Origin of the sequence: Skermania piniformis, from assembly GCF_019285775.1 — a bacterium.
Lineage (GTDB): Bacteria > Actinomycetota > Actinomycetes > Mycobacteriales > Mycobacteriaceae > Skermania > Skermania pinensis.
On sequence record NZ_CP079105.1, the window covers coordinates 1,918,816 to 1,944,325 of the forward strand.

Below are 25,510 nucleotides of genomic sequence, written 5' to 3' on the forward strand. Positions count from 1 at the left end.
GTCGGGAGAAGTATGAAGATCGGAATGGTGTGCCCGTACTCGCTGGATGTGCCGGGGGGCGTGCAAGCACATGTGGTCGATCTCGCCCAGGTGCTGATCGAGCGTGGGCATCGGGTCAGTGTATTCGCGCCGGCCGCCAAGGAGACGCCGCTGCCGGACTATGTCGTGTCCGCGGGGCGTGCGGTGTCCATCCCGTACAACGGGTCGGTGGCGCGGCTGTCCTTCGGTCCGACCGCCTACTCGCGACTGCGCGCCTGGATCAGCGGCAACGACTTCGACGTCCTGCATATTCACGAACCGAACGCCCCCAGCGTGTCCATGCTCGCGCTCAAGGTCGCCGAAGGTCCGATCGTCGCCACCTTCCACACCTCGACCACGAAGTCGCTGGTGTTGAGCACGTTCCAGGGGGTGTTGCGGCCCTACCACGAGAAGATCCGGGGCCGAATCGCGGTATCCGAGCTGGCTCGCCGTTGGCAGGTGGAAGCGCTCGGCTCGAACGCCGTGGAGATCCCCAACGGAGTGGACGTGCCGTTCTTCGCGAATGCGCCCCGGTTACCCGGTTACCCCCGGTCCGGACCGACCGTGTTGTTCGTCGGGCGCTACGACGAACCACGCAAGGGAATGGCGGTGTTGCTCGGCGCCTTGCCCGCCTTGGTCTCGCGCCATCCCGACCTGCAGGTACTGATCGTCGGACGCGGTGACGAGGACCGGTTGCGCCGGGCGGCCGGCCCGCTCTCCGGGCATCTGCGGTTCCTCGGGCAGGTGACCGACGCGCGGAAGGCGTCGGCGATGCGGAGCGCAGATGTCTACTGCGCGCCGAACCTGGGCGGGGAAAGCTTCGGCATCGTGTTGGTGGAGGCGATGGCTGCCGGAGCGCCGGTCGTGGCGAGCGAGCTGGATGCATTTCGTCGAGTGCTGCGGGACGGGGCAGCGGGTCTTTTGGTACCTGTCGCCGACTCGGACCGATTGGCCGCGGCCGTCGATACGATGCTGACCGATCAGCCGCGGCGGACCGAGCTGGTTCGGGCGGCCGGTCGGGCGGTCGCCGACTACGACTGGCCGGTGGTCGCCGAGCAGATTCTGCGAGTGTACGAGGCGGTTGCCGTCGGCGACCTGCACGTCCGCGCCGGCGCACGATGACGCTGTCGGCCGGGACGATCGCGCTCTTCACGCTGGTCGTGGTGCTGCTGGTCGGTTTCGCGGTCTGGGCGTATTCGGTGGCGAATCGGCTGGATCGGTTACACGTACGCGCCGACTTGGCCTGGCAGGCGCTCGAGTCGGCGTTGGGCCGGCGCGCCGTCGTGGCGAGATCGGTGGCATCGGCGGCGTCGACCGTCGACGCCGAGCGGTCCCGGCAGCTCGCTCGGCTGGCCGACCGCGCCGAACGCGCGGATCGCAGCGACCGGGAGACCGTGGAAAACCAGCTCTCGGCCGGCCTGGCCGGAATCGACGTCGACGAGCTCCGTCCGCAGCTGGTCGGTGAGCTCGCCGACGCCGAGGCCAGGGTGCTGATCGGACGCCGGTTCTACAACGACGCCGTTCGCGACACCCGCGCGCTACGCAGCCGGCCGGTGGTTCGGGTACTGCATCTGGGTGGCACCGCGCCGACGCCGGCCTACTTCGAGATTGCCGAACGCGCGCCTTCGGTGCCCACCGGGCTCGACCTGGCCGACAACCGCACGGCCGCCCGAGTGCTGTTGCTGGATCCGGAGGGCCGGGTGCTGCTGCTCCGCGGGGTCGATCCGCGGCAGCCCGATGCGGCGTTCTGGATCACGGTCGGGGGCGGGGTGCTGCCCGGGGAGAACTTGCGTTCGGCGGCCGTGCGGGAGGTCTTCGAGGAGACCGGGCATCGTATCGACAACGCCGATCTACGTGGGCCGATCTGGCGGCGAGTGGCGGTGTTTCCCTACGACGGCGAGCTGATCCGTTCCGAGGAGCTCTTCTTCGCGCTCGCCACGCTGTCGTTCGAGCCGGTCTCGGCCCATTTCACCGAGCTGGAGCGGCGCACGATCAGCGAGCATCGTTGGTGTAGCTCGGACGACATCGCGCGCTTGGTGGCAGCCGGTGAGCCGGTGTACCCGGACGACCTCGACGAGCTGCTCGCCGAGGCGCGCGCGGCCGCCACCGCCGGTGCCGAACCCGAGGTCCGGACGATCCGGTGACCGATCGATGCCGACCGTCTGTCGGTGCCCGGCGCTACGCTTCCGAGCATGAATACGGGGGAGACAGGGCGGGAAATCCGCCAGCTCGGTAACGATGTATACGCCATCTACGTGATGCTCGACGGCATCACATCGACACAGACGGAACTGATCGCGACGCTCGCGCGACACTGGGTGATCCTGGCCACCCACACCCGGATGTTGGATGAGCACACCGCCAAGTTCGACGAGCACACCCGGACGTTGGATGAGCACACGGTGAAGTTGGATGAGCACACCGTGAAGTTGGATGAGCACACCGTGAAGTTGGATGAGCACACCGTGAAGTTGGATGAGCACACGGTCAAGCTCGACGAGATCCTGGACATCTTGCGGCATCCGGCCTGAGCGGCGGGCCACTCATCCTCGACCGGCTATCGGTCGGCTGTGTTACGCCACCTACACTTGCGGGTCGCAGAGGTGCCGTCGCCGACGCGACACCCTTCCGAGTTGCCGACCCAGGAGTTCGCTGTGAGCACGTCCGAGACCAGCCAGACGACCGGTACCTCGCGGGTGAAGCGGGGCATGGCGGAGATGCTTCGCGGTGGCGTGATCATGGACGTGGTCACCCCCGACCAGGCGAAGATCGCCGAGGACGCCGGGGCGGTCGCGGTGATGGCTCTGGAGCGGGTGCCGGCCGATATCCGCGCCGAAGGTGGGGTGTCCCGGATGAGTGATCCGGACATGATCGACAGCATCATCGCCGCAGTCTCCATCCCGGTGATGGCGAAGGCGCGGATCGGTCACTTCGTCGAGGCGCAGATCCTGCAGAGTCTCGGCGTCGACTACATCGACGAATCCGAAGTGCTCACGCCGGCCGACTACGCGCACCACATCGACAAGTGGCGCTTCACCGTCCCGTTCGTGTGCGGTGCGACGAATCTGGGTGAGGCACTGCGCCGGATCACCGAAGGTGCGGCGATGATCCGGTCCAAGGGCGAGGCCGGCACCGGTGACGTCTCGAACGCGACCACGCATATGCGGCAGATCCGCGCCGAGATTCGTCGGCTCGGCTCGCTGCCCGACGACGAGCTGTATGTCGCCGCGAAGGAACTGGCGGCACCGTACGAGCTGGTCCGCGAGGTGGCCCAGGCGGGTCGGCTGCCGGTCGTGTTGTTCACCGCCGGGGGAATCGCGACCCCCGCCGATGCCGCGATGATGATGCAACTCGGCGCGGAAGGCGTGTTCGTCGGCTCGGGCATCTTCAAGTCCGGCAATCCGGCCCAGCGGGCCGCCGCGATCGTGAAGGCGACGACGTTCCACGATGATCCGGATGTGCTGGCAGAGGTCTCGCGCGGACTCGGTACGGCAATGGTCGGGATCAACGTCGAGCAGCTTCCCGTCGATCACCGACTCGCCGAACGCGGCTGGTGATCGGCCGCACATTCGCCCGAACAGCTCGGTTTGCGCAGGCGGACAACCGGGTTCGTCGATAGGCTGCCCGCGTGGAACCCATGCTGATCGTGGTCGCGTTCGCCGGTGGCGTGCTGGCAATGCTGATCCGGCTGCCCCCGATGGTGGGGTTCCTCGCTGCGGGCTTCGTGCTGCACATGTTGGGCTACCGGCTCAGTGCGAGTGTCGAGACGGTCGCCGACCTCGGCGTCACGCTTCTGCTGTTCACCATCGGGCTCAAACTCAATGTGCGGACTCTGCTCCGCGGTGAAGTATGGGGATCTGCCGTACTGCACGCGGTGACCTCCACCCTCGCGCTCACCCTGGGCTTGTTCGCGATCAAGCTGACCGGCCTGGTTCTGCTGCGCGACGCGGACTTGCGCACGCTGCTGTTGCTCGGTTTTGCGCTTTCCTTTTCCAGCACGGTGTTTGCGATCAAGGTGCTGGAGAGTCGCGGGGAGGCCCGCGCGCTCTACGGCCGGATCGCGATCGGCGTCCTGGTGATGCAGGACATCTTCGCCGTGCTGTTCCTCACCGGTACCGGGCATCTGCCCAGTCGCTGGGCGCCGCTGTTGCTGTTGCTCCTTCCCGGTTCCTGGTTGCTGCGCGCTGTTCTGGACCGGATCGGGCACGGTGAAATGCAGGTGCTGTTCGGCATTCTGTCGGCATTGGTCCTCGGCTACGCGGCGTTCGAGGCGGTGGGGATCAAGGGTGACCTCGGCGCGTTGATCGTCGGCATGCTGCTGGCGCCGAACTCGCGGGCACCGTCGTTGGCCAAGTCGCTGTTCGACATGAAAGAGCTGTTTCTGGTCGGCTTCTTTCTCTCCATCGGATTGCGCGACCTGCCGACCTGGGAGACGGTCGCGGTCGCGTCGGCACTGCTGTTGTTGTTGCCCGTCGCCACCCTGGTCTATCTGGGGGTTTTCGCGCTGTTTCGGCTGCGCGGGCGGACCAACCTGCTCGCCACACTGGCACTGGCGAACTTTTCGGAGTTCGGCCTGATCGTCGCCGCACTCGCGTCGGAACGGGGCTGGCTGAGCGACGAATGGTTGGTGGTGCTCTCGCTCGCGGTAGCGGCCAGCTTCGCGATCGCTGCGCCGCTGAACACCTGGAGCGAAGCGCTGAACAGCCGCTTCGAGCGATTTGTACCGACCGTGCCGGTCGACCGACTCCACCCGGACGATCGACCGATCGACGTCGGTGACGCCGAAGCGATCGTGCTCGGGATGGGCCGGGTCGGGCACGGTGCCTATCTGCGGCTGACCGAGACGTTCCAGATGCGGGTGCTCGGCATCGAGAACGATGGGGACCGGGTGCGTCGACTGCTGGCCGAGGGCCTGAACGTGGTCGAGGGCGACGCTGCCGACACGGACTTCTGGCTGAAGCTGGAAGTATCCACCGGGGTGCGATTGATCTTGCTAGCGATGCCGGCACACGAAGGCAACGTGTTCGCGTTGGAGCAGCTGCGACACCACCCGTTCGCGGGCCGGGTGGCGGCGGTGGTGAAGTATGCCGACCAGATTCCGCAGCTGGAGCGGCTCGGTGCGCACTCGGTGCACCACCTGTACGAAGAGGCGGGCCAGGAGTTGGCCGACGACGCCGTCGCCGGCTTGCGGGAGCCGAATGCCTAGGCTGTGAGCCGAGCGGCATCGGCAGTGGAAGGAGCGTGCGGGTGGTGGCGATCGAGCAAGCCCTCGACGTAGAGCAGCTGGAGCGGGACATCTTTCGCGGCCGGACCACCGCGACCCAACTGGTCCGGACCTTCGGCGGGCAGGTGGCCGGCCAGGCGCTGGTATCCGCGGTCCGCACGGTCGAACCGGAGTATCTCGTGCATTCGCTGCACGGCTACTTCCTCCGCCCGGGCAACCCGAACGAGCCGACGGTGTACCTGGTCGACCGGATCCGGGACGGTAATTCGTTCGTCACCCGTCGGGTGACCGGGGTGCAGGACGGAAAAGCGATCTTCACCATGTCCGCCTCGTTCCAGAAGCTGGACGCGGGGATCGAGCATCAGGACGAGCTGCCGCCGGTGCCCGCTCCGGACGACTTGGAAGACCCGCTGGACCGCCCGGCCGAGCAGCGACACTGGTTGTTCCAGGAGTGGGGCGAGCACTACGACATCCGGATCATCCCGCCCGATCGGGTCACCCGGCGCGAACGGGTCGCGGCTCAGCAGCAGGTGTGGCTGCGATATCGCAGCCGGTTGCCCGATGATCCGCTCATCCATGTCTGCACCCTGGCCTACATGAGCGACATGACCTTGCTCGGTTCGTCGATGGTGCACCACCGGGGCGACCGGGTGCAGACCGCGTCGCTCGATCACGCGATGTGGTTCCTGCGACCGTTCCGGGCCGACGAGTGGCTGCTCTACGACCAGACGTCGCCGTCGGCGGGGTTCGGCCGCGCACTGACCCAGGGCCGGATCTTCGATCGATCCGGACGGATGGTCGCCGCTGTGGTGCAGGAAGGTCTGACGCGTCGGCTCCGGGACAAGCACGGCGACGGCACCGGCTGAGGACGACCGGTAGGCTCGCCGCCGTGCCGCGGATAGGAGTGCTCGCCTTACAGGGCGATGTACGCGAGCATGTGGCCGCGCTGGCTGCCTGTGGCGCGGACCCGGTTCCGGTCCGTCGAGCGGACGAACTGGCCGGCGTCGACGGGCTGATTCTGCCGGGCGGCGAGTCCACCACCATCGCGCGGCTGCTCACGGCGTTCGATCTGGCCGATCCGCTGCGGGCGCGGCTGCGCGACGGGCTGCCGGTGTTCGGCTCGTGTGCGGGGATGATCCTGCTGGCCACCGAGGTGCTCGACACCCGGCCCGACCTGCTACCGCTCGGCGCACTCGATATCGCGGTACGCCGCAACGCCTTCGGCCGGCAGGTGGATTCGTTCGAAACCGAGCTGGAGCTGACCGGAGTGCCCGGCGGTCCGATGCGGGCGGTGTTCATCCGGGCGCCCTGGGTCGAGCGGGTGGGTCCGGGCGTGGGCGTCCTGGCGCGCATCCTCGACGGCCCGGCCGCCGGTCGGGTCGTCGCAGTACGGGACGAGGTCCGGCTGGCCACTGCGTTTCATCCGGAGGTGACCGGTGATCGCCGGCTGCACGCGATGTTCGTCGCGATGGTCGACCGTGCCTCGGCGAACGGTGCGTAGAATCGCCGAGTTGCCCGGGTAGACCCAGACGTGAAGGACGTAGCAGATGAGCGGCCACTCCAAATGGGCCACCACCAAGCACAAAAAGGCCGTCATCGACGCCAAGCGCGGCAAGATGTTCGCCAAGCTGATCAAGAACATCGAGGTTGCGGCGCGCACCGGGGGCGGGGATCCCGGGGGTAACCCCACGCTGTACGACGCCATCCAGAAGGCCAAGAAGTCGTCGGTACCCAACGACAACATCGAGCGGGCGCGCAAACGCGGTGGCGGTGAAGAGGCCGGCGGCGCGGACTGGCAGACCATCATGTACGAGGGTTACGGCCCGAACGGGGTCGCCGTGCTCATCGAGTGTCTCACCGACAACCGGAACCGGGCCGCCGGCGAGGTACGTACGGCGATGACCCGCAACGGCGGCAACATGGCCGACCCGGGTTCGGTGGCGTATCTGTTCCACCGCAAGGGTGTCGTGCTGCTCGAGAAGAACGGGTTGGCCGAGGACGACGTGCTGGGCGCGGTGCTCGATGCCGGCGCCGAGGATGTCAACGACCTGGGCGATTCGTTCGAGGTGGTCAGCGAGCCGGGCGACCTCGTGGCGGTACGGAGTGCGCTGCAAGCGGCCGACATCGATTACGACTCCGCGGAGGCGAGTTTCCAGCCCTCGGTGAGCGTGGCCGTCGACGCCGACGGTGCACGCAAGGTGTTCAAGCTGGTCGACGCGCTGGAAGACTGCGACGACGTACAGAACGTCTATACCAACGTCGACGTGTCGGACGAAGTATTGGCCGGGCTGTAGGCGTCGTCGCGCGCCGTGCCGGTCGTGTCCGGGTGACCCGCTAAGCTCTCGAACAATTGTTCGTAGGCGAGTGGAGGTGGTGCCGGTGCGCGTCATGGGGGTCGATCCCGGACTCACCCGTTGCGGGCTGAGCCTGGTCGAGGGCGGTACCGGTCGCTCGGTCGTGGCGCTCGACGTCGACGTGGTGCGAACTCCGGCCGACCTGGAGCTGGCGGAGCGGCTCCTCCGGATCGCCGACGCGGCGGAATACTGGATGGACACGCACAAGCCGGCGGTCGTGGCGATCGAGCGGGTGTTCGCCCAGCACAACGTCCGTACCGCGATGGGCACTGCGCAGGCCGGCGGGGTGGTTGCGCTTGCCGCCGCGCGGCGCGGAATCGGGGTGAGTTTTCATACCCCGAGCCAGGTCAAGGCAGCCGTCACCGGCAACGGTTCCGCGGACAAAGCCCAAGTCACCACGATGGTGACGCGCATTCTGGGGCTGCAGACGAAGCCCACTCCCGCCGATGCCGCCGATGCTCTGGCGTTGGCGATCTGCCACTGCTGGCGGGCCCCGATGCTGGAGCGAATGGCGTACGCCGAGGCGGCCGCTGCAGAGCAGCGCAAGCGATACGAGGCGCGACTGCGTCAGGTCCGCAAGGCGCGGAAGGAGGCCGGTACTCGATGATCGCGTCGGTGCGTGGCGAGGTGATCGACATCGCGCTCGACCATGTCGTGATCGAGGCGGCGGGCGTCGGCTACCGGCTGATCGCCACCCCGGCCACGTTGGCGACCCTGCACCGGGGCAGCGATGTGCGGCTGCTGGCCACGATGGTGGTCCGGGAAGACGCGATGACGCTCTACGGTTTCGCCGACGCGGCGTCGCGCGAGCTGTTCGCGCTGTTACAGACCGTCTCCGGGGTGGGACCCCGGCTGGCGATGGCCGTGCTGGCAGTTCTCGAACCCGACGCGTTGCGGACCGCGCTCGCGGCCGGTGACGTCGCAACGTTGACCCGGGTGCCGGGAATCGGCAAACGTAGCGCTGAGCGCATGGTGGTCGAGCTGCGGGACAAGGTGGCCGCGGTGGTCACGTCCACCGGGGTGCCCGGCGCGCCGGCGGCGTCGGTCGGGGCGGGTGCCGTGCGCGACCAGGTGGTCGAAGCCCTGATCGGGCTCGGCTTCACGACGAAACCGGCGGAGCAGGCAGTCGATTCGGTCGTGGCCGAACAGCCGGATGCCGGTACGACCACGGTATTGCGCGCCGCCTTGTCCACCCTGGGGCGTAACCGATGATCGACCCGGATGGGAGTGAATCGCAGGTCACGGCAAGATATCTGGCGGCAGACGGGGAAGCCGAGGCGGGGTTGCGCCCGACATCGCTGGACGACTTCATCGGGCAGCCGAGGGTGCGCGAACAGTTGACCTTGGTGCTGCGTGGGGCAAAGCTGCGCGGCGGCACCCCCGATCACATCCTGCTGTCCGGGCCGCCCGGACTGGGCAAGACCAGCATGGCGATGATCGTCGCGGCCGAGCTCGGCTCGGCGCTGCGGGTGACCTCCGGACCGGCGCTGGAACGCGCCGGCGACCTGGCCGCGATGCTCTCCAACCTGGTCGAGGGCGACGTGTTGTTCATCGACGAGATCCACCGGATCGCCCGGCCGGCCGAAGAGATGCTGTATCTGGCGATGGAGGACTTCCGGGTCGACGTGGTGGTCGGCAAGGGGCCGGGCGCGACCTCGATACCGCTGGAGGTCGCGCCGTTCACGCTGGTCGGTGCCACCACCCGGTCCGGAGCGCTGACCGGGCCGTTGCGCGACCGGTTCGGATTCACCGCGCACATGGATTTCTACGAGCCGGAGGAACTGCAACAGATCCTGGCCCGCTCGGCCCGCATCCTCGGCGTCCGGATCGCGCCGGAGGCGAGCGCCGAGATCGCCGCGCGCTCGCGCGGCACTCCGCGAATCGCCAACCGACTGCTCCGCCGGGTACGCGACTACGCCGACGTGCGCGCCGACGGCACGATCACCCCAGCGATCGCACAGGCGGCACTGGTGGTGTACGACGTCGATCCGCTCGGTCTGGATCGCCTGGACCGAGCGGTGCTCGGTGCGTTGGTACGCAGTTTCGGCGGCGGTCCGGTCGGCATCTCCACGCTGGCGGTCGCAGTCGGCGAGGAGCCGGCGACGGTCGAGGAAGTATGCGAACCGTTCCTGGTACGCGCCGGGATGGTGGCCCGGACCCCGCGTGGCCGGGTCGCCACCGCCGGTGCGTGGGAGCATCTCGGCCTGGTTCCACCGGTGGATCTCGTGATCGGGGGTATCGAGGTGCGGGCGAACGAACCGCAGTTGGGCCTGTTCGACTCGTGATCGTCGGCGGCCCCGCTACCCCGCCGCACCCCTTCTCCGTTCCCGCACACGGTTTCGGGCCGGAATTCGGGTGCGGGAACAGAAACGCGGTGTGGCGGGCGGCCTTCGTGGGCTTCCGCCCAGGGCGTGCGTGCCCGAGGACGGGGGAATGGCAGACTGGTCGCGCGCCCCGTTCGTGGCGCCGCCGCCCTGAGAACCGATCGAGGACTGACTTCGCCGATGGACCTGCTGTTTCCGCTCCTGATCCTTGTCCTGTTGGTGCCGATGTTCCTGGCGGTGCGTCGGCAGCGAAAGGAGATGGCCGCGAGCACCGCGATGCAGGCCGCGTTGCAGGTCGGCGATCGGGTGGTCACCACGTCCGGTCTCTACGGCACGATCACCCACGTCGACGACGAGTCGGTCGACCTGGAGATTGCCGAGGACGTGATCACCACATGGCTGCGCGCGGCGATCCGGGAAGTGCGTAAGGACGATTCGGCTCCGGTCGAGGAATCGGCTGCCGGTGGCGAGTCGCCGCCGGACGTCTCATTGTCCAAGGACGCCGGACCGACCGCCGGCACCGCGTCGAGCGCTGGGGAATGAGGCGGCGCGGATCGGCTGCCGAGCTCTGGGCGCTCGCCGCCTTCGCAGCACTGGTGGCCGCGGTGTACGGCATGGTGTTCTTTCTCGGCGATCGTTCGCCGACCCCGGAGCTCGGTATCGATCTGCAGGGTGGCACCCGGGTGACGCTCACCGCGCGGACCCCGGATGGTTCGCGGCCCAGCCAGGACAGCCTGCGGCAGGCCCAATCGATCATCGAGACCCGGGTGAACGGGCTCGGGGTGTCCGGTTCCGAGGTGGTGATCGACGGTGACAATCTGGTGATCACCGTGCCCGGTGACGACAGCTCGCAGGCGCGGACGTTGGGGCAGACGGCACGGATGTTCATCCGGCCGGTACTGGCCACGCAACCGGCCGTCGGTGCGGGCAAGCAGCCCGCCCCGGAGTCCGGCACAGGTAGCAGCTCCGCGGAGGCGGCGGCTCAGATCCAGCAAGCGAAGGCGCAGCGCCAGAGCACCGATGAGGCTACTCAGAAGGCGGCACTCGCGGCGCTCGATTGCAGCAAGCCGGACCCGCTGCAGGGAAACGACGACCCGGCGCTACCGCTGGTCGCCTGCTCCACCGACGGGACCAAGGTCGATCTGCTCGGGCCGAGCATCATCGACGGCCAGGAGATCGCCGACGCCAGCTCGGGTTTCGATCAGCAGCAGTCGCGCTACATCGTCAGCTTGGAGTTCAAGTCCGGCGGGAGCGAGACCTGGGCAAAGTTCACCTCGGAGAACATCGGTAAGCAGGCGGCGTTCACCCTGGACTCGAAAGTGGTCAGCGATCCGGTGATCCAGGGTGCGACGCCGGCCGGGAGCGCCACCCAGATCACCGGCAATTTCACCGCCGCAGAGGCGAAGTCGCTGGCGAACACGCTGAAGTACGGTTCGTTGCCACTGTCGTTCGCCTCGTCCGAAGCAGAGACGGTGTCGGCGACCCTGGGCCTTGCCTCGCTGCGCGCCGGATTACTGGCTGCTGCGGTCGGGCTCGGCTTGGTGCTGCTGTACTGCCTGCTCTACTACCGAGCGCTCGGTCTGCTCACCGCGTTGTCGCTGATCCTCTCCGGGGTGGCGATCTACGGCATCCTGGTGCTGCTCGGACGCTGGATCAACTTCACCCTCGACCTCGCCGGCATCGCCGGGCTGATCATCGGTATCGGGATGACTGCCGACTCCTTCGTGGTTTTCTTCGAGCGGATCAAGGACGAGATGCGCGAAGGACGTAGTTTCCGCTCGGCCGTGCCGCGTGGCTGGGCCCGGGCGCGCCGGACGATCCTGTCCGGCAATGCGGTGAGCTTCATCGCCGCGGCGGTGCTGTACACCCTGGCGTTGGGGCAGGTGCGGGGCTTCGCGTTCACCCTCGGGCTGACCACCATCCTCGACGTGATCGTCGTTTTCCTGGTCACCGCACCGCTGGTCACCCTGGCGTCCCGATCGCCGTTCTGGTCGCGGCCGTCGGTGAACGGCCTGGGCGCGGTGCAGCAGGTCGCCCGGGAGCGCAAGGCGGCGACCGTGGTCGCTGCAAAGGAGGCGCGGCTGTGATCTTCCGATCCATGCCCGAACGAAACGGGGCCGAGCTGCCCGTCAGCACTCCCACGCCGGCCGATCCGGATCGGCACAGTATCCGGCTGCGCGGTCCGGTGGAACCCGACGACCCGACACCGGAGCCGACCGCGGAACCGGCCGACGGCGTGCGGCGCAGCTGGTTGCAGCGGCTCTACACCGGCACCGGCGCGTTCGAGGTGGTCGGTCGCCGACGGTTCTACTACGCGCTGACCGCAGCGTTGGTCGCCATCTCGCTGCTGAGCATCGCGATCCGCGGCTTCACCCTGGGCATCGATTTCGAGGGCGGCTCCCGGATCCAGTTCCCGGCCGCGGACGGCGTGTCCGCCGGTCAGGTAGAAGACGTGTACCGGGACGCACTCGGCGCCGACCCGGTGTCGGTGCAGACGGTCGGCTCCGGTTCGTCGGCGACCGTGCAGATCCGCTCGACCGCGTTGGACCAGCAACAGGTGGACAAGCTGCAGGACGCGCTCTTCACCGCGTTCCAGCCGAAGGGGCGCGACGGTGCCCCCGACCGCAACTCGATCAGTAGCTCGGATGTGAGCGAAACGTGGGGCGGGCAGATCACCCGCAAGGCGCTGATCGCGCTCGGCGTGTTCCTGGTGCTGGTCACGATCTACATCGCCATCCGATTCGAGCGGGACATGGCGGTCGCCGCGCTGGCTGCGTTGTTCTTCGACCTGACCGTCACCGCCGGTGTCTACTCGCTGGTCGGCTTCGAGGTCACCCCGGCGACGGTGATCGGCATGCTGACCATCCTCGGCTTTTCCCTCTACGACTCCGTGGTGGTGTTCGACAAGGTGGAGGAGAACACCCGTGGGGTGCTGCACCTGAACAAACGCACCTACGCCGAGCAGGCCAACCTGGCGATCAACCAGACGTTGATGCGATCGATCAACACCACGCTGATCGGGGTCCTGCCGGTGTTGGGGCTGATGGTGATCGCGGTGTGGCTGCTCGGCGTCGGCACGCTGAAGGATCTGGCGCTGGTGCAGCTGGTCGGACAGATCGTCGGCGCCTACTCGTCGATCTTCTTCGCCACTCCGCTGCTGGTGTCGATCAAGGAGCGCTGGGGACCGGTTGCTGCGCACACCAGAAAGGTGCACGCACGGCGTGCCGCCCAGGGGCGGACCGCTCCGGCGGCCCCGCGTCCGGTCGCCGAGGCGGTGAGCTCGGGCCCTGCGCCCGGTGCGCGGCCGACCGGCAAACGGCAGCGCGGAAGGTCCTGATCAGCATGCGAATTCAGCGGGCAACCGGCGTGTTGCTGGTTGTGGGTGCCGCAGCTGCCGGTCTGCTGACCGGCTGCTCCTCGCAGGACCAGGTGCCGTCGATCGGGTACGCGATCGACAATGTGATTACCACCTACAACGCGGGAACGTCGGCCGGCGCGGCCACCGGTGCCAAAGCAGCGTTCGCCCGGGTACTGCCGGGTTTCGGCTATGTCGGCCCGGAGGGCGCCACGGTGTCCGACACCGACGCCGGTACCGCGAACGTGGTCCCGGGGGAGGTACTGACCGTGCAGTACCGGCTCAATCCGAACGGGGTGTATTCCGACGGCACCCCCACCACCTGCGACGATCTGGTGCTCGCGTGGACCGCCCACAATGGGCGGTTCACCCTGACCGACGACAAGGGCGCCACCGCGCCCGTGTTCGATGCGGCGTCCAGCGCCGGGTACTCCGACATCGACCGGGTGGACTGTCAGCCGGGCTCCAAGGACGCCACGGTGGTGTTCCGCCCCGGCCGCACCGACACGAATTGGCGTGCGCTGTTCGGCGCCGGCGATCTGATGCCGGCACATATCGCCGCGAAAGCCGCGAACGTGCCCAGCGTGGTGACGACGGTGCAGTCCGGTGACCAGGACGGCATCGGTCGAATTGCCGATTTCTGGAACACCGGGTGGGCGCTCGCTGCCGGCCAGTTGGACCTCTCCCGGTTTCCGTCGTCCGGGCCCTACCGGATCGAGTCCTACAGCGCCGAAGACGGATTGGTGTTGGTCGCCAACGACAAGTGGTGGGGTGACCGGCCGGGAACTCCGCGGATCGTGATCTGGCCGAAGACTGCGGACCTGCCGGGTCGGATCACCGCGGGTGCGGTGCAGGTGGTCGATATCGGCAGCGGGTCGGTGCCGGGCCTGTCGCTGGACGGGTTCACGAGCACCGATATCGCATCCCGCAGTTCCGAACAACTGATCTTGGCTACCTCCGGCGTCTTCCAGGCAGCTACCGTCCGTAAGGCATTCGGCCTGTGCGTGCCGCGCAGTGCGCTCTTCGATCAGCTGGGACACGTCGGCGACCCGCCCGAGACGGGGCTCGGCTCCGGGGTGCTCAACACCCGGTTCGTGGCATCGGACGCATTGATCTATCCGCCGGCCTCGGCTGCGGGGGTGGCGCTGCGCGGCGGGGACGCCCCGGGTGCCAAGGTCGCCCTCGGCGGTGCGACTCCGACCGTCCGGATCGGCTATCTGGGCCCCGATGATCGCCGGTCGAAAACCGTCGCCGCGATCGCCGAGGCGTGTAAGCCCGCAGGGATCACCGTCCAGGATGCTGCGGCTGCGGATTTCACGCCGAAGGCGTTGCGCGAGGGCACGGTCGACGCGGTTCTGGCCGGGACGGCGGCCGGGGCCGGTGCGGCCGGCACGGCCGAGCCGACCGAGGCGCTGTACGCCCTGCGGGCCGGCAGCGGGAGCAACTACGGCAACTTCTCCAATCCGCGATTCAACGACATCGTCGACCAGCTCGCGATCGAGCCGAATCCGGACACCCGACTGACCCTGTCGGTCGAGGGGGAGAACCTGCTGTGGGGGGAGATGCCGACGGTGCCGTTGTTCGACGAGCCGCGCACCGTCGCGTTCGCCGACGGACTCCGGGCGGCGGTACCGAACCGGACCGAAGCCGGATCGGGCTGGAACATGGACCGGTGGGTACTCCGGCGGTGATCGATCCGGCCCGACCGACCGGGGAGTCGGCCGGCGCCGCGGTCGAGCGGTTGACCCGTTGGTGCGACGACTTCCCCGTGTCCGGCGTCCGATTCGCCGATCTGACACCGGTGTTCGCCGATGCCGCCGGCTATCGCAGCGTGCTGGACGGGTTGGTTGCGGTCGCCGGTGACGTCGATCTGGTGGCGGGCCTGGACGCTCGCGGCTTTCTGTTGGCCGGCGGTGTCGCGCTGCGCCTGGGCACCGGAGTCCTCGCCGTGCGTAAGGCGGGCAAGTTGCCGCCGCCGGTACACGGACGGGAGTACGTGCTGGAGTACGGCACCGCCCGGCTGGAGATACCGGCCGCCGGTATCGACCTGACCGGTCGGCGGATTCTGCTGGTGGATGACGTACTCGCGACCGGCGGCACCCTCCGCGCCGCGACCGAACTGTTGGAGTCGGCCGGTGCGGTGGTGCCTGCTGCTGCGGTGGTGCTGGAGATCGTCGCCTTGGCCGGGCGGGCGGCGCTCGGTGGCCGGCCGTGCCACTCGCTGGTCCAGGTCTGAACCGCGCGGCAACTCTCGCGCGGCCGCCGACCGGTATGCGGGATAAAGTTGAGCCCTGACGCAAGTGTCGGATGACACGCGGTCCGCAGCAGGAGGTTGCGTTGACTCAGGATCTCGACCAGGCGAGCACCGGGTACGCCGAGGATCCGGGCAGCACCGGAACGGCATCGCCGGCCAAACCGGTGGAGACGCCGGCGCCGGTTCCGAGCTCGGCCTCGCGCAGAGTACGCGCGCGACTGGCCCGGCGAATCACCACGCAGCGGCACGCCGCGGTCAAGCCGGTGCTGGAGCCGCTGGTGGCGATTCACCGTGAGCTCTATCCGAAGGCGAACCTGGCATTTCTGCAGCGTGCTTTCGACGTCGCCGATGCCAAGCACGCCGGGCAGTTCCGCAAGTCCGGCGACCCCTACATCACCCACCCGCTGGCGGTGGCGAACATTCTCGCCGAGCTCGGCATGGATACCACCACGCTGGTAGCTGCGTTGTTGCACGACACCGTCGAGGACACCGGATATACGCTGGACCAGCTGACTGCAGACTTCGGTGACGAGGTATCGCATCTGGTCGACGGGGTGACCAAGCTGCAGAAGGTGAATCTGGGAACCGCGGCCGAGGCGGAGACGATCCGCAAGATGGTCATCGCGATGGCCCGCGATCCGCGGGTCCTGGTGATCAAGGTCGCCGACCGGTTGCACAACATGCGCACGATGCGATTCCTGCCGCCGGAAAAGCAGGCCCGCAAGGCGAAGGAAACACTCGAAGTGATCGCGCCGCTGGCGCATCGGCTGGGCATGGCAACGGTCAAATGGGAGCTGGAAGACCTCTCGTTCGCCATTCTGCATCCCAAGCGCTACGACGAGATCGTCCGCTTGGTCGCCGATCGGGCGCCGTCGCGCGACATCTACCTGACCAAGGTGCGCGACGAGATCACCACCTCGCTGACCAACTCGCGGATCGAGGCGAAGGTCGACGGGCGACCGAAACATTACTGGTCGATCTACCAGAAGATGATCGTCAAAGGGCGCGAGTTCGACGATATCCACGACCTGGTCGGCATCCGGATCCTGGCCGACGACACCCGAGACTGCTACGCAGCGGTCGGCGTGGTGCATTCGCTGTGGCAGCCGATGGCGGGCCGGTTCAAGGATTACATCGCTCAACCGCGCTACGGGGTCTACCAGTCGTTGCACACGACGGTCATCGGGCCCGAGGGCAAGCCGTTGGAGGTGCAGATTCGCACCCGGGACATGCACCGTACGGCCGAATACGGTATTGCTGCCCACTGGCGATACAAGGAGTTGCGCGGCAAGGAAGTCCGCGGCAAGGAGGCGACGCGACCGGCCGACGCGGCGGCCGAGATCGACGACATGGCCTGGATGCGCCAGCTGCTCGACTGGCAGCGGGAGGCGGTAGATCCGGGCGAGTTCCTGGAGCAGTTGCGCTACGACCTCAGGGTGAAGGAGATCTTCGTCTTCACTCCGAAGGGCGATGTGATCACGCTGCCGGTGAACTCGACGCCGGTGGACTTCGCCTATGCGGTCCACACCGAGGTCGGGCACCGGTGTATCGGAGCTCGGGTGGACGGTCGATTGGTCGCCTTGGAGCGGCCCTTGCAGAACGGCGAGCGAGTCGAGGTGTTCACCTCGAAGGCGACCGGTGCCGGACCCAGTCGGGACTGGCAGAAGTTTGTCGTGTCACCGCGGGCGCGGGCGAAGATTCGGCAGTGGTTCGCCAAGGAGCGGCGGGAGGAGGCGCTCGAAGCCGGCAAGGACGCGATCGCCAAGGAAGTGCGTCGGGTCGGCCTCCCGCTCCAGCGTCTGGCCAACGCGGATTCGATCACTGCGCTGGCCAAGGAGTTGCAATACCTCGACGTGTCCGCGCTGTACGCGGCCGTCGGCGAGAACCAGGTGTCCGCGCAACATGTCGTGCAACGACTGGTGGCCCAGCTGGGCGGCGTGGGTACGGTCGAGGAGGAGCTGGCCGAGCGGTCCACGCCGTCCACCGTGTCGGCCCGGCCGGCCAGCGGCGGGGATGTCGGCATCCTGATCCCCGGGGCGCCCGGCACCGTCGCGAAGCTGGCCAAGTGCTGTACCCCGGTGCCCGGTGACGCGATCCTGGGCTTCGTCACCCGAAGCAAGTCGGTCAGCGTGCACCGCACCGACTGCACCAACATCGGCTCGCTGCGGCAACAGCCCGAGCGAATTCTCGACGTCGAGTGGGCGCCGTCGCCGTCGTCGGTGTTCCTCGTCGCGATCCAGATCGAAGCGCTGGACCGGCAACGACTGCTGTCGGATGTGACGCGCGTGCTGGCCGACGAAAAGGTCAACATTCTGTCTGCATCGGTCGCTACGTCCGGCGATCGGGTCGCTGTGTCGAAGTTCACATTCGAGATGGGTGACCCCAAGCATCTGGGCTATTTGCTGAACGTCGTGCGTAATGTCGAAGGGGTATACGACGTCTACCGGGTCACGTCGGCTTCTTGACCGGCGCACAGTTCAATATTATCGGCGAGTTGCGTGATCGGATGCCCGTAATTCGGCCGACGCCTGGTACAAAAAAATTGATGGCAGTCGCAAGCGTTGACGACTGTCGCCGCGCAGGTCGGTCCGGCGTGCCGCGCCGGATTCGACGTCGAGATTTTCGACGGGGGATTTGTCTCGGTGCCCAGTGATCGGCAGGAAGGACGTCATGAGCGACGACGGGCCGCACGAGCCGCATGAGGAGCACCGGGAACAGTCGGGATTCCGCCGCGAAGTGTCGCGATGGTATTCGGCACTCAATCCCGGCGCGAATCGCGACTCGGGCGGTGATCCCGACGCGGAACCGGCTTCCGGTTCCGATGCCGGTCGGAAAGAGGAAAAACCGGAATCCGCTGCCGCTGGGGGACCGAAACCCGGCGACTCCGGCCCGGCGCCGACGGCGTCATCGGACGACGGCGCGGCGCCGGAGCTGGCGCAGCGCGACCCGGGAACGTCGGAGTTGGCTCGGCGGGTGCCGAAGAGTCCGGCAGATTCTGCGGCAGCGACACCCGCGGCAGCCGATGGGACCGATTCGGTGGACGACACCGGCAAGTCGACGGCGTCGGCTCCGCCCGTGCCGATGACCGAAGCGCCCGAAGCAGAGAAACCGAAGGGCGAGACCGCCGCGGAGGGAACCGCCGCGGACCCCGCCGACGCGGGTGGGCGCTGGTCGGGCATGACGAAGCCGGGGGGCGTCGCCAAGCCGGCTGCGGCTGCGGCGGTGGTGGTCGGCGCCGGTGCTGCGGCAGCTGCCGCGGCCAAGGCGCGCGCCGACAAGCAGGAGCTGGCAGCCAAGAAGGCAGCGAAGAAGGCAGCGAAGGCCGAAGCGGAGGCCGCACGGGCGATCGAGGAGAAGCAGGCCCGCGACGCCGCCGCGGCGGCACAGGCTGCCGCAGCATCGGCGAAAGAGGCCGAGGACAGGGCAGCGGCCGAGCACAAGGCGGCGGCCGAGCACGCCGGCGGGGAGCGGGCGGCCACGGACCAGACGCCCAAGCAGCTGGCCGCGGCGCGGAAGGCGGCCGAGGACGAGGCCAAGGCGGCCCGGCATCAAGCAGCGGCCAAAGCGGCCGAAGCGAAGGCAGCGCTGGCGAAGGAATCCGCGGCGGAACAGGCCGAGTCGACGAAGGCCACTGCCGACTCGGCGAAGGCCGATCGGCCGCAATCCGGCAAGCCGGCCGCGGCTGCGGCCGGCGCGGCTGCGGTCGCGGCGGCCGGCGCCGCCGCGGCGACGGCCGGGCGGGGCGAGTCCGGTAGCGGGAAGCAATCGACGTGGTCCCAGCCGGGCGCCGCGGAACCGGCGCGGCCCGCGGTCGCCGAAACCGTTCCCCCGGCGCCTACCTCGACGAGCCGGTTCGAGCCGCGGGAGATCGATCTTCGGCCGGTTCGCCGGACCAAGCGGCGGCTGCCGTGGGTGCCCGCGTTGGTCGGCGCGCTGCTGGTGGTCGGACTGGTGGCGGCAAGCATCTGGGCTTTGCACCGGTCCGGTAATTCGGTGGACGACAGCCGGAGTGTCGCGGCGCCGGCTACGGACTCGTCGGCAACCGAGTCGTCGACTGCCCCATCGTCGGCAGCCGAGTCGTCGGCCGGCGAATCGGCAGCCCCGGCACCCGGTCCGACGACCGGCACGGAAACTCCCGGTACCTCGTCGGCGTCCGCGACGTCGAGTGGTGCCGCGCCGGTCTCCGCCGCCGCGGCCGACCAGTGCCCGCGGGCGCAGGACGGTCGGACCGTCACCGGAGACGGTCCGGGCGGTACCGATTCCGGTCCGGCGGCCATCATGTGGTTTCAGCATTCGTTCTATGTCGAGCGGTCGGCGGCCCGGGCGCGGGACGCGGTGGCGCCGGACGCTCAGGTGCCCGCGACCGACACGCTGCAGCAAGGCATCGACAGCATCCCACCAGGTACGCGGCATTGCCTCAAGATTGAACGAGTGGACACCGGTCGTTATGTGGTGGATCTCGTGGAGTTCCTCCCGGACGGGCAGCTCGCGGGATACAAGCAGACGGTGACCACGGCGGACGTCGGCGGTCGCACCCTGATCACCGGCATCGCAGCAGGTTAGGAACTTGCGATGATGGGCGTAACGAGTTGGGGCAGGTGGCGGCCGACGCCTCCGGCGCCGGTTCGGCATGCCCGACCGACAGCTGCTGGGTGGCACGGAACGACCGGGAACGGCTGATATGACTGCCGCGACCAGTTCTGATACCGGCGGCAGTAACTCGGCAAACGATGAATCACGCGTGGCCGGAGTGGTTCCACCGCCGGAGGACCGCCGTGCCGCGGTGTGGGACCGGCCGGTGCCGGGCAGCGGCCGCGCGCCGTTGTTCTGGCTGATGGGGGTGCACGGCGGTGCCGGTGCAACCACGTTGGCTCGGCTGCTGGAACCGGCCGCGGACTGCTGGCGTCGTTGGCCGGCCGTGCTCAACCAGGAATCGCCGTACGTGGTCCTGGTGGCCCGCGAGACGATCCCGGGGCTGAGCCGGGCGCACGAACTGCTCCGGCAACACCGTTCGGGGTTGGCCGGACCCAGCTCGGTGCTCGGGCTGATCATCACTGCTGCCCGCCCAGGTCGGGTGCCGGCCGAGATTCGGCGCTATCGCGAGGTCATCGGCGTGCTCGCCGGCAACGTGTGGCGGATCGACTGGCACGAAGAATGGATGCTGGTCGAGCCGGAGGACCTGCCCGTGTGGGTACCCGGTGAATCCAGCCCTGTCAAGCGTCGGTCGGATCCGTTGCTCACCGTGTCGCCCGATATCCGAGAACTCGGCGACAGCATCCTCGACGTCGTCCGAGAGGTTGTGTCCAGCAGCACCGATTACCAGGAAACGAAAGGTCAACCATGAGCATGCTCGCCGCTGCAGTCGACGGGTACACCATCTACGCCCAGCAGATCAGCAATGTCACGCCCGAGGCGCCCCCGGGTTCGGAACAGATCATGAAGCTGGTCCGATGGCTGATGTGGTTCGTCCTGCTGATGGGCATCACCGGAATCATCTGGGCTGGAGGCAAGTTCGCCTGGGAGCGATACAACGGTGGGCCGCTGGAGTCGCCGAAGATCGTGATCGGGGCCTTGGTCGGCGGCATCATCGCCACCAGTGCGGGCACCATCATGAACGCCGTGATCCTGAACAGTTAGGTCGCGGTGATGCTCGCTTGCGCCGCGACGGTACCGGTCGAAGGGGAGATGGTGCCGGGCTACGGAGAATCGGTACTGGCCTACAAGCAGATGCCGGCCGACGTGATCGAGCCGATCATGTCGTTGCTCGGCTGGTTGTTGTGGGCGGTGCTGGCATTCTGCTTGGCCTGGTTGATCGTCTCGGCCGGTCGGCTCTGGTTCGGCGTGCGCAGTGGCGACATCGGTTCCAACGACGGAACCCACGGTGTGCTGATGAGTTTGGTCGGTGCGATCTTGGCCAGTTCGGCGACGGTGGTCGCCCTGGCGCTGCTGCCGACCTGAACACGGTTCGATAGTTGAGTTTGGAGGCTCGGCCACATGAGCAATAGGGCCGCAATGAGTAGTAGGAGAGACTCGCCCCCGCGCGAACGAGTGTCTTTCGGGCTCGTCGCGTCGGCCGCCGCCCTGGCGCTGATCGTGGTCGCGGGAGTGTTCGCTTTCGTTCAGATGCGTGGATCGGACGCGTCCCCGGCACCGTCGGGACAGTCGGCCTCGCCGCCCGCAGTCGGTCCGGCCGGCGGTGCCGGCTTCGGTGCGGCCGACGTGGACCTTTTCGGCCGCCGGGTCGACGTCCCCGACAACCCGGCCGGGCAGCCGCTCGCGCAGACTCCGGGGACGCAGAAGCGACCGACCGACTCGGATTGGCTGACCGCTGCGCCGAAGGGGATGGACGGACCAGGTGGCTGGCAGCGGGTCTACGGAGTCTCGGTGCCGTTCTCGAGTTCCGACGGTCCGGCCCGGATCGACGGTGGCCTGGCAGTCGGCTACGCGCACACGCCACAGGGGGCGGCGCTCGCGGCGGCACAGATCTCCTACCGGATGAACGCTCGCCCGGCGGACCGGGATCTGTACGCCCGACAGGTCGGTGTGGCGCCACAACAGCTGGCCCAGTTCGACCGCCTGGTCTCGGATAACAAGCTGCCCGCGCAACAGCCGGAGAAGGTCACCCGGTTCTTGATCGCCTCGGACGCGTTCCAGGTCGAGTCGTACGCCGACGACATGGCGATCGTGCGGCTGGCCGCCCGTGGCCCGACGGTGGAAGGTCGACAAACCTGGTTGGCCACCCGATTGGTGACGGTCTGGCAAGACGGCGACTGGAAGCTCAAGCCGGTCACCGGGCGGCCGCAGACCGAAACCCTGACCTCGCTGATCGGCTGGACCCCGTGGTGACTGCGGTGCTGCCGGTTTCCCGGTTGCTGGTTCCCGAGTTGCGCCGGGCGCGGCGTCCGCGGCGGCGGTTCCGGCTGCATCGGCGCCTGGTTCAGCGGCTACTGATGCTGGCTGCTGCGGCGATGACCGTGTTTCTGGTGGTGCCGGCGACCGCGTTCGCGCAGCCGAGCGACACGACCTACGGCTTCGACGCAACCTGCAACGAGATCCACGACAATCTGGACGGGGTCGGCGTACTGGGCCTGCCCTCGTTGGGTGACCTCTCGTCGGCGGTGTGCAAGGGTGCGAACGCGACAACTCACCCGGGTCAAGCCGCGACCGCCGTGGTCGACCGAGCCTGGGACTCCACGTTCGGCAAAGTGGTCCAGTCGCTGATGGACGGGATGGGCCAGGCGATCGTGATGTCGCTGGTCTGGTGGACGAAGCTCCCGAACGAGCGGATCGCCGATCAGGACACGCTGTTCCAGCGGATAAACGACTACACCTATCAGGCGCAGATCCTGCTGCTCATCGCTTCGGTGATCTTGACCGGCGCCAGATTGGCCGAGGCCAGACGCGGGGCGGCGATGAACGAAGCCGCCGAGTCCTTCCGAATGTACGCCCGAGTGGTGTTTTCCTCCTGGATGCTGACGGCGGTGATCGTCGCCGCGACCCGGGTGTCCGACCGCTTCTCCGCCTGGTTGCTCGACGATGCGACCAACGGCAATGCGCGGGGAATCGCCGAACTGATGGTGAAGACCTCCAAGCTGCAGGCTTTCTCGCCGGGGCTGATGCTGATCATCGCGGTGGTCGGGCTGTTCGGCGCGCTCGCCCAGATGGTGCTGGCGGTGATCCGGCAGGGCTTGCTCGTCGTCGCGGCCGGATTCCTCCCGATGGCGGCTGCTGCGTCCGGGATGAAGACCGGCCGTCAGTCCTACGACAAGTTGGTCGCTTGGATCGTGGCGTTTCTGCTGTACAAGCCGGTCGCGGCGGTGGTTTACATGATCGCGTTCACCACCGCGGGGGTGGTCAACGAGGATCAGCCGTTGGCGGGCCTGCCGGATGCGGTGCAAGCGCAGCGATTGTTGATCGGGATCGTGCTGTTGTGCTCGGTCGCATTCGTCCTACCCACCTTGTTGCGCCTGGTCATGCCGGCGGTCTCGGTGGTCGGTCAGGGTGGCTCGGGCCTGACCACGACGGGCGGAGCGTTGCTCGGCGGCTTCGGACTCGCGCTGATCGGCGGCAAGGCGGTGGGTGCGAAGGGTGCTGCGGCACCGGGCGCGCCCGGCTATGCCGGAGGCGGTGGCCAACCCCCGCGCGGCACCGGCGGCAATCGGCCACCGCAGGGTGGCGGCCGGCCGTCGGGTGGTGGTGGTGGGCAACCGGCGCCACGGGGCGGTGGCGGTGGGGGCCAGACCGCTGCTGCGGCCGCGGGCGCTGCGGGCGCCGCGGCCGGACCGGCCGGGCGGGTGGCGGCCGGGGTGGCCGGGGCGAACGCGGCCCGCTCCGGCGCCGGTGGCGCGAACCAGGCTGCCGGGGATCTGGCCGGCGACCGGTGGGTCAACCGGGCGCCGGATCTGGGCAGGAGCACAATTCCGCGATGACTCCTGATGGCCGGCGAACTCGGATACCGCATGTGCAGTGATGCCCCGTGACCGCATCGACCACGCTGTCCGACACCTACGAGCGGCGCTCGTACGGGTTGTGGCAGAAGCCACGCAGCGCGGGCCTGTTCGGCCTGCGCTGGGGCGAAACAGTGCTCGGTTTCGTCGTGGTGATCACGGCGTTGCTGGTCAGCCTGATCGGCGGGCCGATGGCCGGCCTGGTGGTGGCTGCCGTGGGGCTGGTGGTGCTGGCACCGTTGGTGTGGCGGCGCGGTGGGCGTTCCGGATACGAATCGGGGTTGATGATGTTCAAGTGGATGCGGGCTCGCGGCCGCGGCGAGCACGTGTATCGGGGCGGCCGGTTCTCCCGGATTCCGGGCGGTCAGGCCAAGCTGCCCGGGCTGCTCGCGCCGTCGAAGCTGTACGAGGGAATCGATGCCGGCGGCTACACCTTCGGGATGATCCACCTGCCCCGGTTCGCTCAGTACACGGTGGTGCTGCGGGCGTGGCCACAAGGGCACGAAGCCGTCGACCAACCGGTGATCGACCGTTGGGTCGGGGCCTGGGGCACTTTCCTTGCCTCGTTGGGGCAGACCAGTGACATCGTCGCTGTGGTGCCGGTGATCGACACCGTTCCCGAGACCGGTAATCGGCTGCTCACCGAGGTGTCGACGATCACCCAGCCGGGTGCTCCCGATCTCGCCAAGCAGGTGATGTTCGAGCTTGCGACCGAGCTGCCCCAAGAGCGGGTGCAGCTGCTGCCCCGGATCGCCATCACGTTCAAGGCGACCACCGCCGAGCGCCGCAACGATCCGGCCGAGGAAGCGGTCGAGATCGGCCGTAGGTTGCCGGGGATCTGTGCGGCCCTGGCCGACGCCGGGGTCCGAGCGCAGCCGATGTCGGCCGAGGAGATCATCGCGTTCATCCGGCGCAGCTACGATCCCGCGGCCCAGGCAGATCTGGAGGTGGCTGCCGGCGAGCCGGAGGGACACGGCTTGACCTGGTCGGATGCCGGTCCGCTGTCGCAAGACGAGAAGTGGGACCACCTGATCCACGACGGTGGACGTTCGGTGACCTGGGAGATGGAGACCGCACCGGAAGGCGCGGTCGACGAGCGGGTGTTGCAACGCTTGCTGGCGCCCAATCCGGAAGTGCCGCGGAAGCGGGTCGCGCTGGTCTTACGGCCGCATTCGGCCGCCGACGCAGCCGAGATCGTCGACAACGACTTCAAGAACGCGCTGGTCGCCCAGCAGAGTGAGCGTGGGGTGGTGTCGGCGGCCGCCACCCTGCGGGTCGGCGCGACGCAGCAGGCGCGGGAGGAACAGGCCCGCGGGCACGGGGTCACCCGATTCGGCGCCCTGGTCACGATCACCGAGCCGGCTCGTGGCGATCTGCCCCGGATCGAGGCGATCACCCGTGATCTGTCCACCCAGTCGCGGCTGAAGATCCGTCGTTGTTACCGCTACCAGTCGGCGGCCTTCGCCGCGTCGCTGGGCTGTGGCGTGATCCTGCCCGAGCACGCCAGCATCCCGAAGGCGCTGGCCGGATGATC

General features: G+C 68.2%; 24 protein-coding genes. All 24 read left to right on the forward strand.

What is annotated here, in order from left to right; genetic code table 11:
• Positions 1–12 precede the first annotated feature (12 nt).
• The 24 genes from KV203_RS08915 (at position 13) to KV203_RS09030 (ending at position 25,508) form a co-directional block, all read left to right on the forward strand.
• Entirely contained in the window at positions 13–1,140 is a 1,128-nt protein-coding gene (locus KV203_RS08915; protein WP_066468073.1) for a glycosyltransferase family 4 protein, read from the forward strand.
• Entirely contained in the window at positions 1,137–2,162 is a 1,026-nt protein-coding gene (locus tag KV203_RS08920) for an NUDIX hydrolase (protein ID WP_066468075.1), read from the forward strand. Before KV203_RS08915 ends, KV203_RS08920 begins: the two co-directional genes overlap by 4 nt.
• A gap of 48 nt (positions 2,163–2,210) precedes the next feature.
• Positions 2,211–2,549: a hypothetical protein gene (locus KV203_RS08925; RefSeq protein ID WP_066468078.1), complete on the forward strand. Its 339-nt coding sequence runs from the start codon at positions 2,211–2,213 to the stop codon at positions 2,547–2,549.
• Between the two features lie 123 nt (positions 2,550–2,672).
• The gene (pdxS, locus tag KV203_RS08930) at positions 2,673–3,575 is read left to right on the forward strand and encodes a pyridoxal 5'-phosphate synthase lyase subunit PdxS (protein ID WP_066468285.1); all 903 of its coding nucleotides are present in this window, start codon (positions 2,673–2,675) and stop codon (positions 3,573–3,575) included.
• 80 nt (positions 3,576–3,655) lie between these two features.
• Positions 3,656–5,224: a cation:proton antiporter family protein gene (locus tag KV203_RS08935; protein WP_246600938.1), complete on the forward strand. Its 1,569-nt coding sequence runs from the start codon at positions 3,656–3,658 to the stop codon at positions 5,222–5,224.
• Between the two features lie 41 nt (positions 5,225–5,265).
• The gene (locus KV203_RS08940) at positions 5,266–6,108 is read left to right on the forward strand and encodes an acyl-CoA thioesterase (RefSeq protein WP_066468291.1); all 843 of its coding nucleotides are present in this window, start codon (positions 5,266–5,268) and stop codon (positions 6,106–6,108) included.
• 23 nt (positions 6,109–6,131) lie between these two features.
• Positions 6,132–6,743 carry a pyridoxal 5'-phosphate synthase glutaminase subunit PdxT gene (gene pdxT, locus KV203_RS08945; RefSeq protein ID WP_066468083.1) on the forward strand — a complete coding sequence of 204 codons (612 nt, stop codon included), beginning with the start codon at positions 6,132–6,134 and terminating at the stop codon, positions 6,741–6,743.
• Between the two features lie 46 nt (positions 6,744–6,789).
• Positions 6,790–7,536, forward strand: coding sequence for a YebC/PmpR family DNA-binding transcriptional regulator (locus KV203_RS08950; RefSeq protein WP_066468084.1), 747 nt, complete (start codon positions 6,790–6,792; stop codon positions 7,534–7,536).
• Between the two features lie 85 nt (positions 7,537–7,621).
• Positions 7,622–8,203 carry a crossover junction endodeoxyribonuclease RuvC gene (gene ruvC, locus KV203_RS08955; protein ID WP_066468292.1) on the forward strand — a complete coding sequence of 194 codons (582 nt, stop codon included), beginning with the start codon at positions 7,622–7,624 and terminating at the stop codon, positions 8,201–8,203.
• Positions 8,200–8,808: a Holliday junction branch migration protein RuvA gene (gene ruvA / locus KV203_RS08960; RefSeq protein ID WP_066468086.1), complete on the forward strand. Its 609-nt coding sequence runs from the start codon at positions 8,200–8,202 to the stop codon at positions 8,806–8,808. Before ruvC ends, ruvA begins: the two co-directional genes overlap by 4 nt.
• Positions 8,805–9,881 carry a Holliday junction branch migration DNA helicase RuvB gene (ruvB, locus tag KV203_RS08965; protein ID WP_066468088.1) on the forward strand — a complete coding sequence of 359 codons (1,077 nt, stop codon included), beginning with the start codon at positions 8,805–8,807 and terminating at the stop codon, positions 9,879–9,881. The genes ruvA and ruvB overlap by 4 nt, the downstream gene beginning before the upstream one ends.
• A 219-nt stretch (positions 9,882–10,100) precedes the next feature.
• Positions 10,101–10,463 carry a preprotein translocase subunit YajC gene (yajC, locus tag KV203_RS08970; protein WP_066468089.1) on the forward strand — a complete coding sequence of 121 codons (363 nt, stop codon included), beginning with the start codon at positions 10,101–10,103 and terminating at the stop codon, positions 10,461–10,463.
• A complete protein-coding gene (secD, locus tag KV203_RS08975; RefSeq protein WP_066468092.1) occupies positions 10,460–12,007 on the forward strand; it encodes a protein translocase subunit SecD in 1,548 nt (515 codons plus the stop codon). Before yajC ends, secD begins: the two co-directional genes overlap by 4 nt.
• A complete protein-coding gene (gene secF, locus KV203_RS08980; RefSeq protein WP_246600788.1) occupies positions 12,004–13,257 on the forward strand; it encodes a protein translocase subunit SecF in 1,254 nt (417 codons plus the stop codon). The genes secD and secF overlap by 4 nt, the downstream gene beginning before the upstream one ends.
• 5 nt (positions 13,258–13,262) lie before the next feature.
• Entirely contained in the window at positions 13,263–14,966 is a 1,704-nt protein-coding gene (locus tag KV203_RS08985; RefSeq protein ID WP_066468094.1) for an ABC transporter substrate-binding protein, read from the forward strand.
• Positions 14,948–15,511 carry an adenine phosphoribosyltransferase gene (locus tag KV203_RS08990; protein WP_066468096.1) on the forward strand — a complete coding sequence of 188 codons (564 nt, stop codon included), beginning with the start codon at positions 14,948–14,950 and terminating at the stop codon, positions 15,509–15,511. The genes KV203_RS08985 and KV203_RS08990 overlap by 19 nt, the downstream gene beginning before the upstream one ends.
• A gap of 101 nt (positions 15,512–15,612) precedes the next feature.
• Positions 15,613–17,994 (forward strand): RelA/SpoT family protein, encoded by a 2,382-nt coding sequence (locus KV203_RS08995; protein WP_066468296.1) that lies wholly within the window; start codon positions 15,613–15,615, stop codon positions 17,992–17,994.
• A 205-nt stretch (positions 17,995–18,199) separates the two neighbouring features.
• Positions 18,200–20,092, forward strand: coding sequence for a DUF8176 domain-containing protein (locus tag KV203_RS09000; protein WP_157079708.1), 1,893 nt, complete (start codon positions 18,200–18,202; stop codon positions 20,090–20,092).
• Positions 20,093–20,270: 178 nt separating this feature from the next.
• Entirely contained in the window at positions 20,271–20,873 is a 603-nt protein-coding gene (locus KV203_RS09005) for a hypothetical protein (protein WP_246600790.1), read from the forward strand.
• Positions 20,870–21,166: a hypothetical protein gene (locus tag KV203_RS09010; protein WP_066468100.1), complete on the forward strand. Its 297-nt coding sequence runs from the start codon at positions 20,870–20,872 to the stop codon at positions 21,164–21,166. The genes KV203_RS09005 and KV203_RS09010 overlap by 4 nt, the downstream gene beginning before the upstream one ends.
• Positions 21,167–21,175: 9 nt before the next feature.
• Positions 21,176–21,487 (forward strand): hypothetical protein, encoded by a 312-nt coding sequence (locus KV203_RS09015; RefSeq protein WP_246600792.1) that lies wholly within the window; start codon positions 21,176–21,178, stop codon positions 21,485–21,487.
• Between the two features lie 54 nt (positions 21,488–21,541).
• Complete coding sequence (locus tag KV203_RS09020) at positions 21,542–22,375, forward strand: DUF8175 domain-containg protein (protein ID WP_157079709.1); 834 nt, start codon at positions 21,542–21,544, stop codon at positions 22,373–22,375.
• Complete coding sequence (locus tag KV203_RS09025; RefSeq protein WP_246600794.1) at positions 22,372–23,958, forward strand: hypothetical protein; 1,587 nt, start codon at positions 22,372–22,374, stop codon at positions 23,956–23,958. Before KV203_RS09020 ends, KV203_RS09025 begins: the two co-directional genes overlap by 4 nt.
• 47 nt (positions 23,959–24,005) lie before the next feature.
• Positions 24,006–25,508: an SCO6880 family protein gene (locus tag KV203_RS09030; RefSeq protein ID WP_083529869.1), complete on the forward strand. Its 1,503-nt coding sequence runs from the start codon at positions 24,006–24,008 to the stop codon at positions 25,506–25,508.
• The last annotated feature ends 2 nt before the right edge of the window (positions 25,509–25,510 follow it).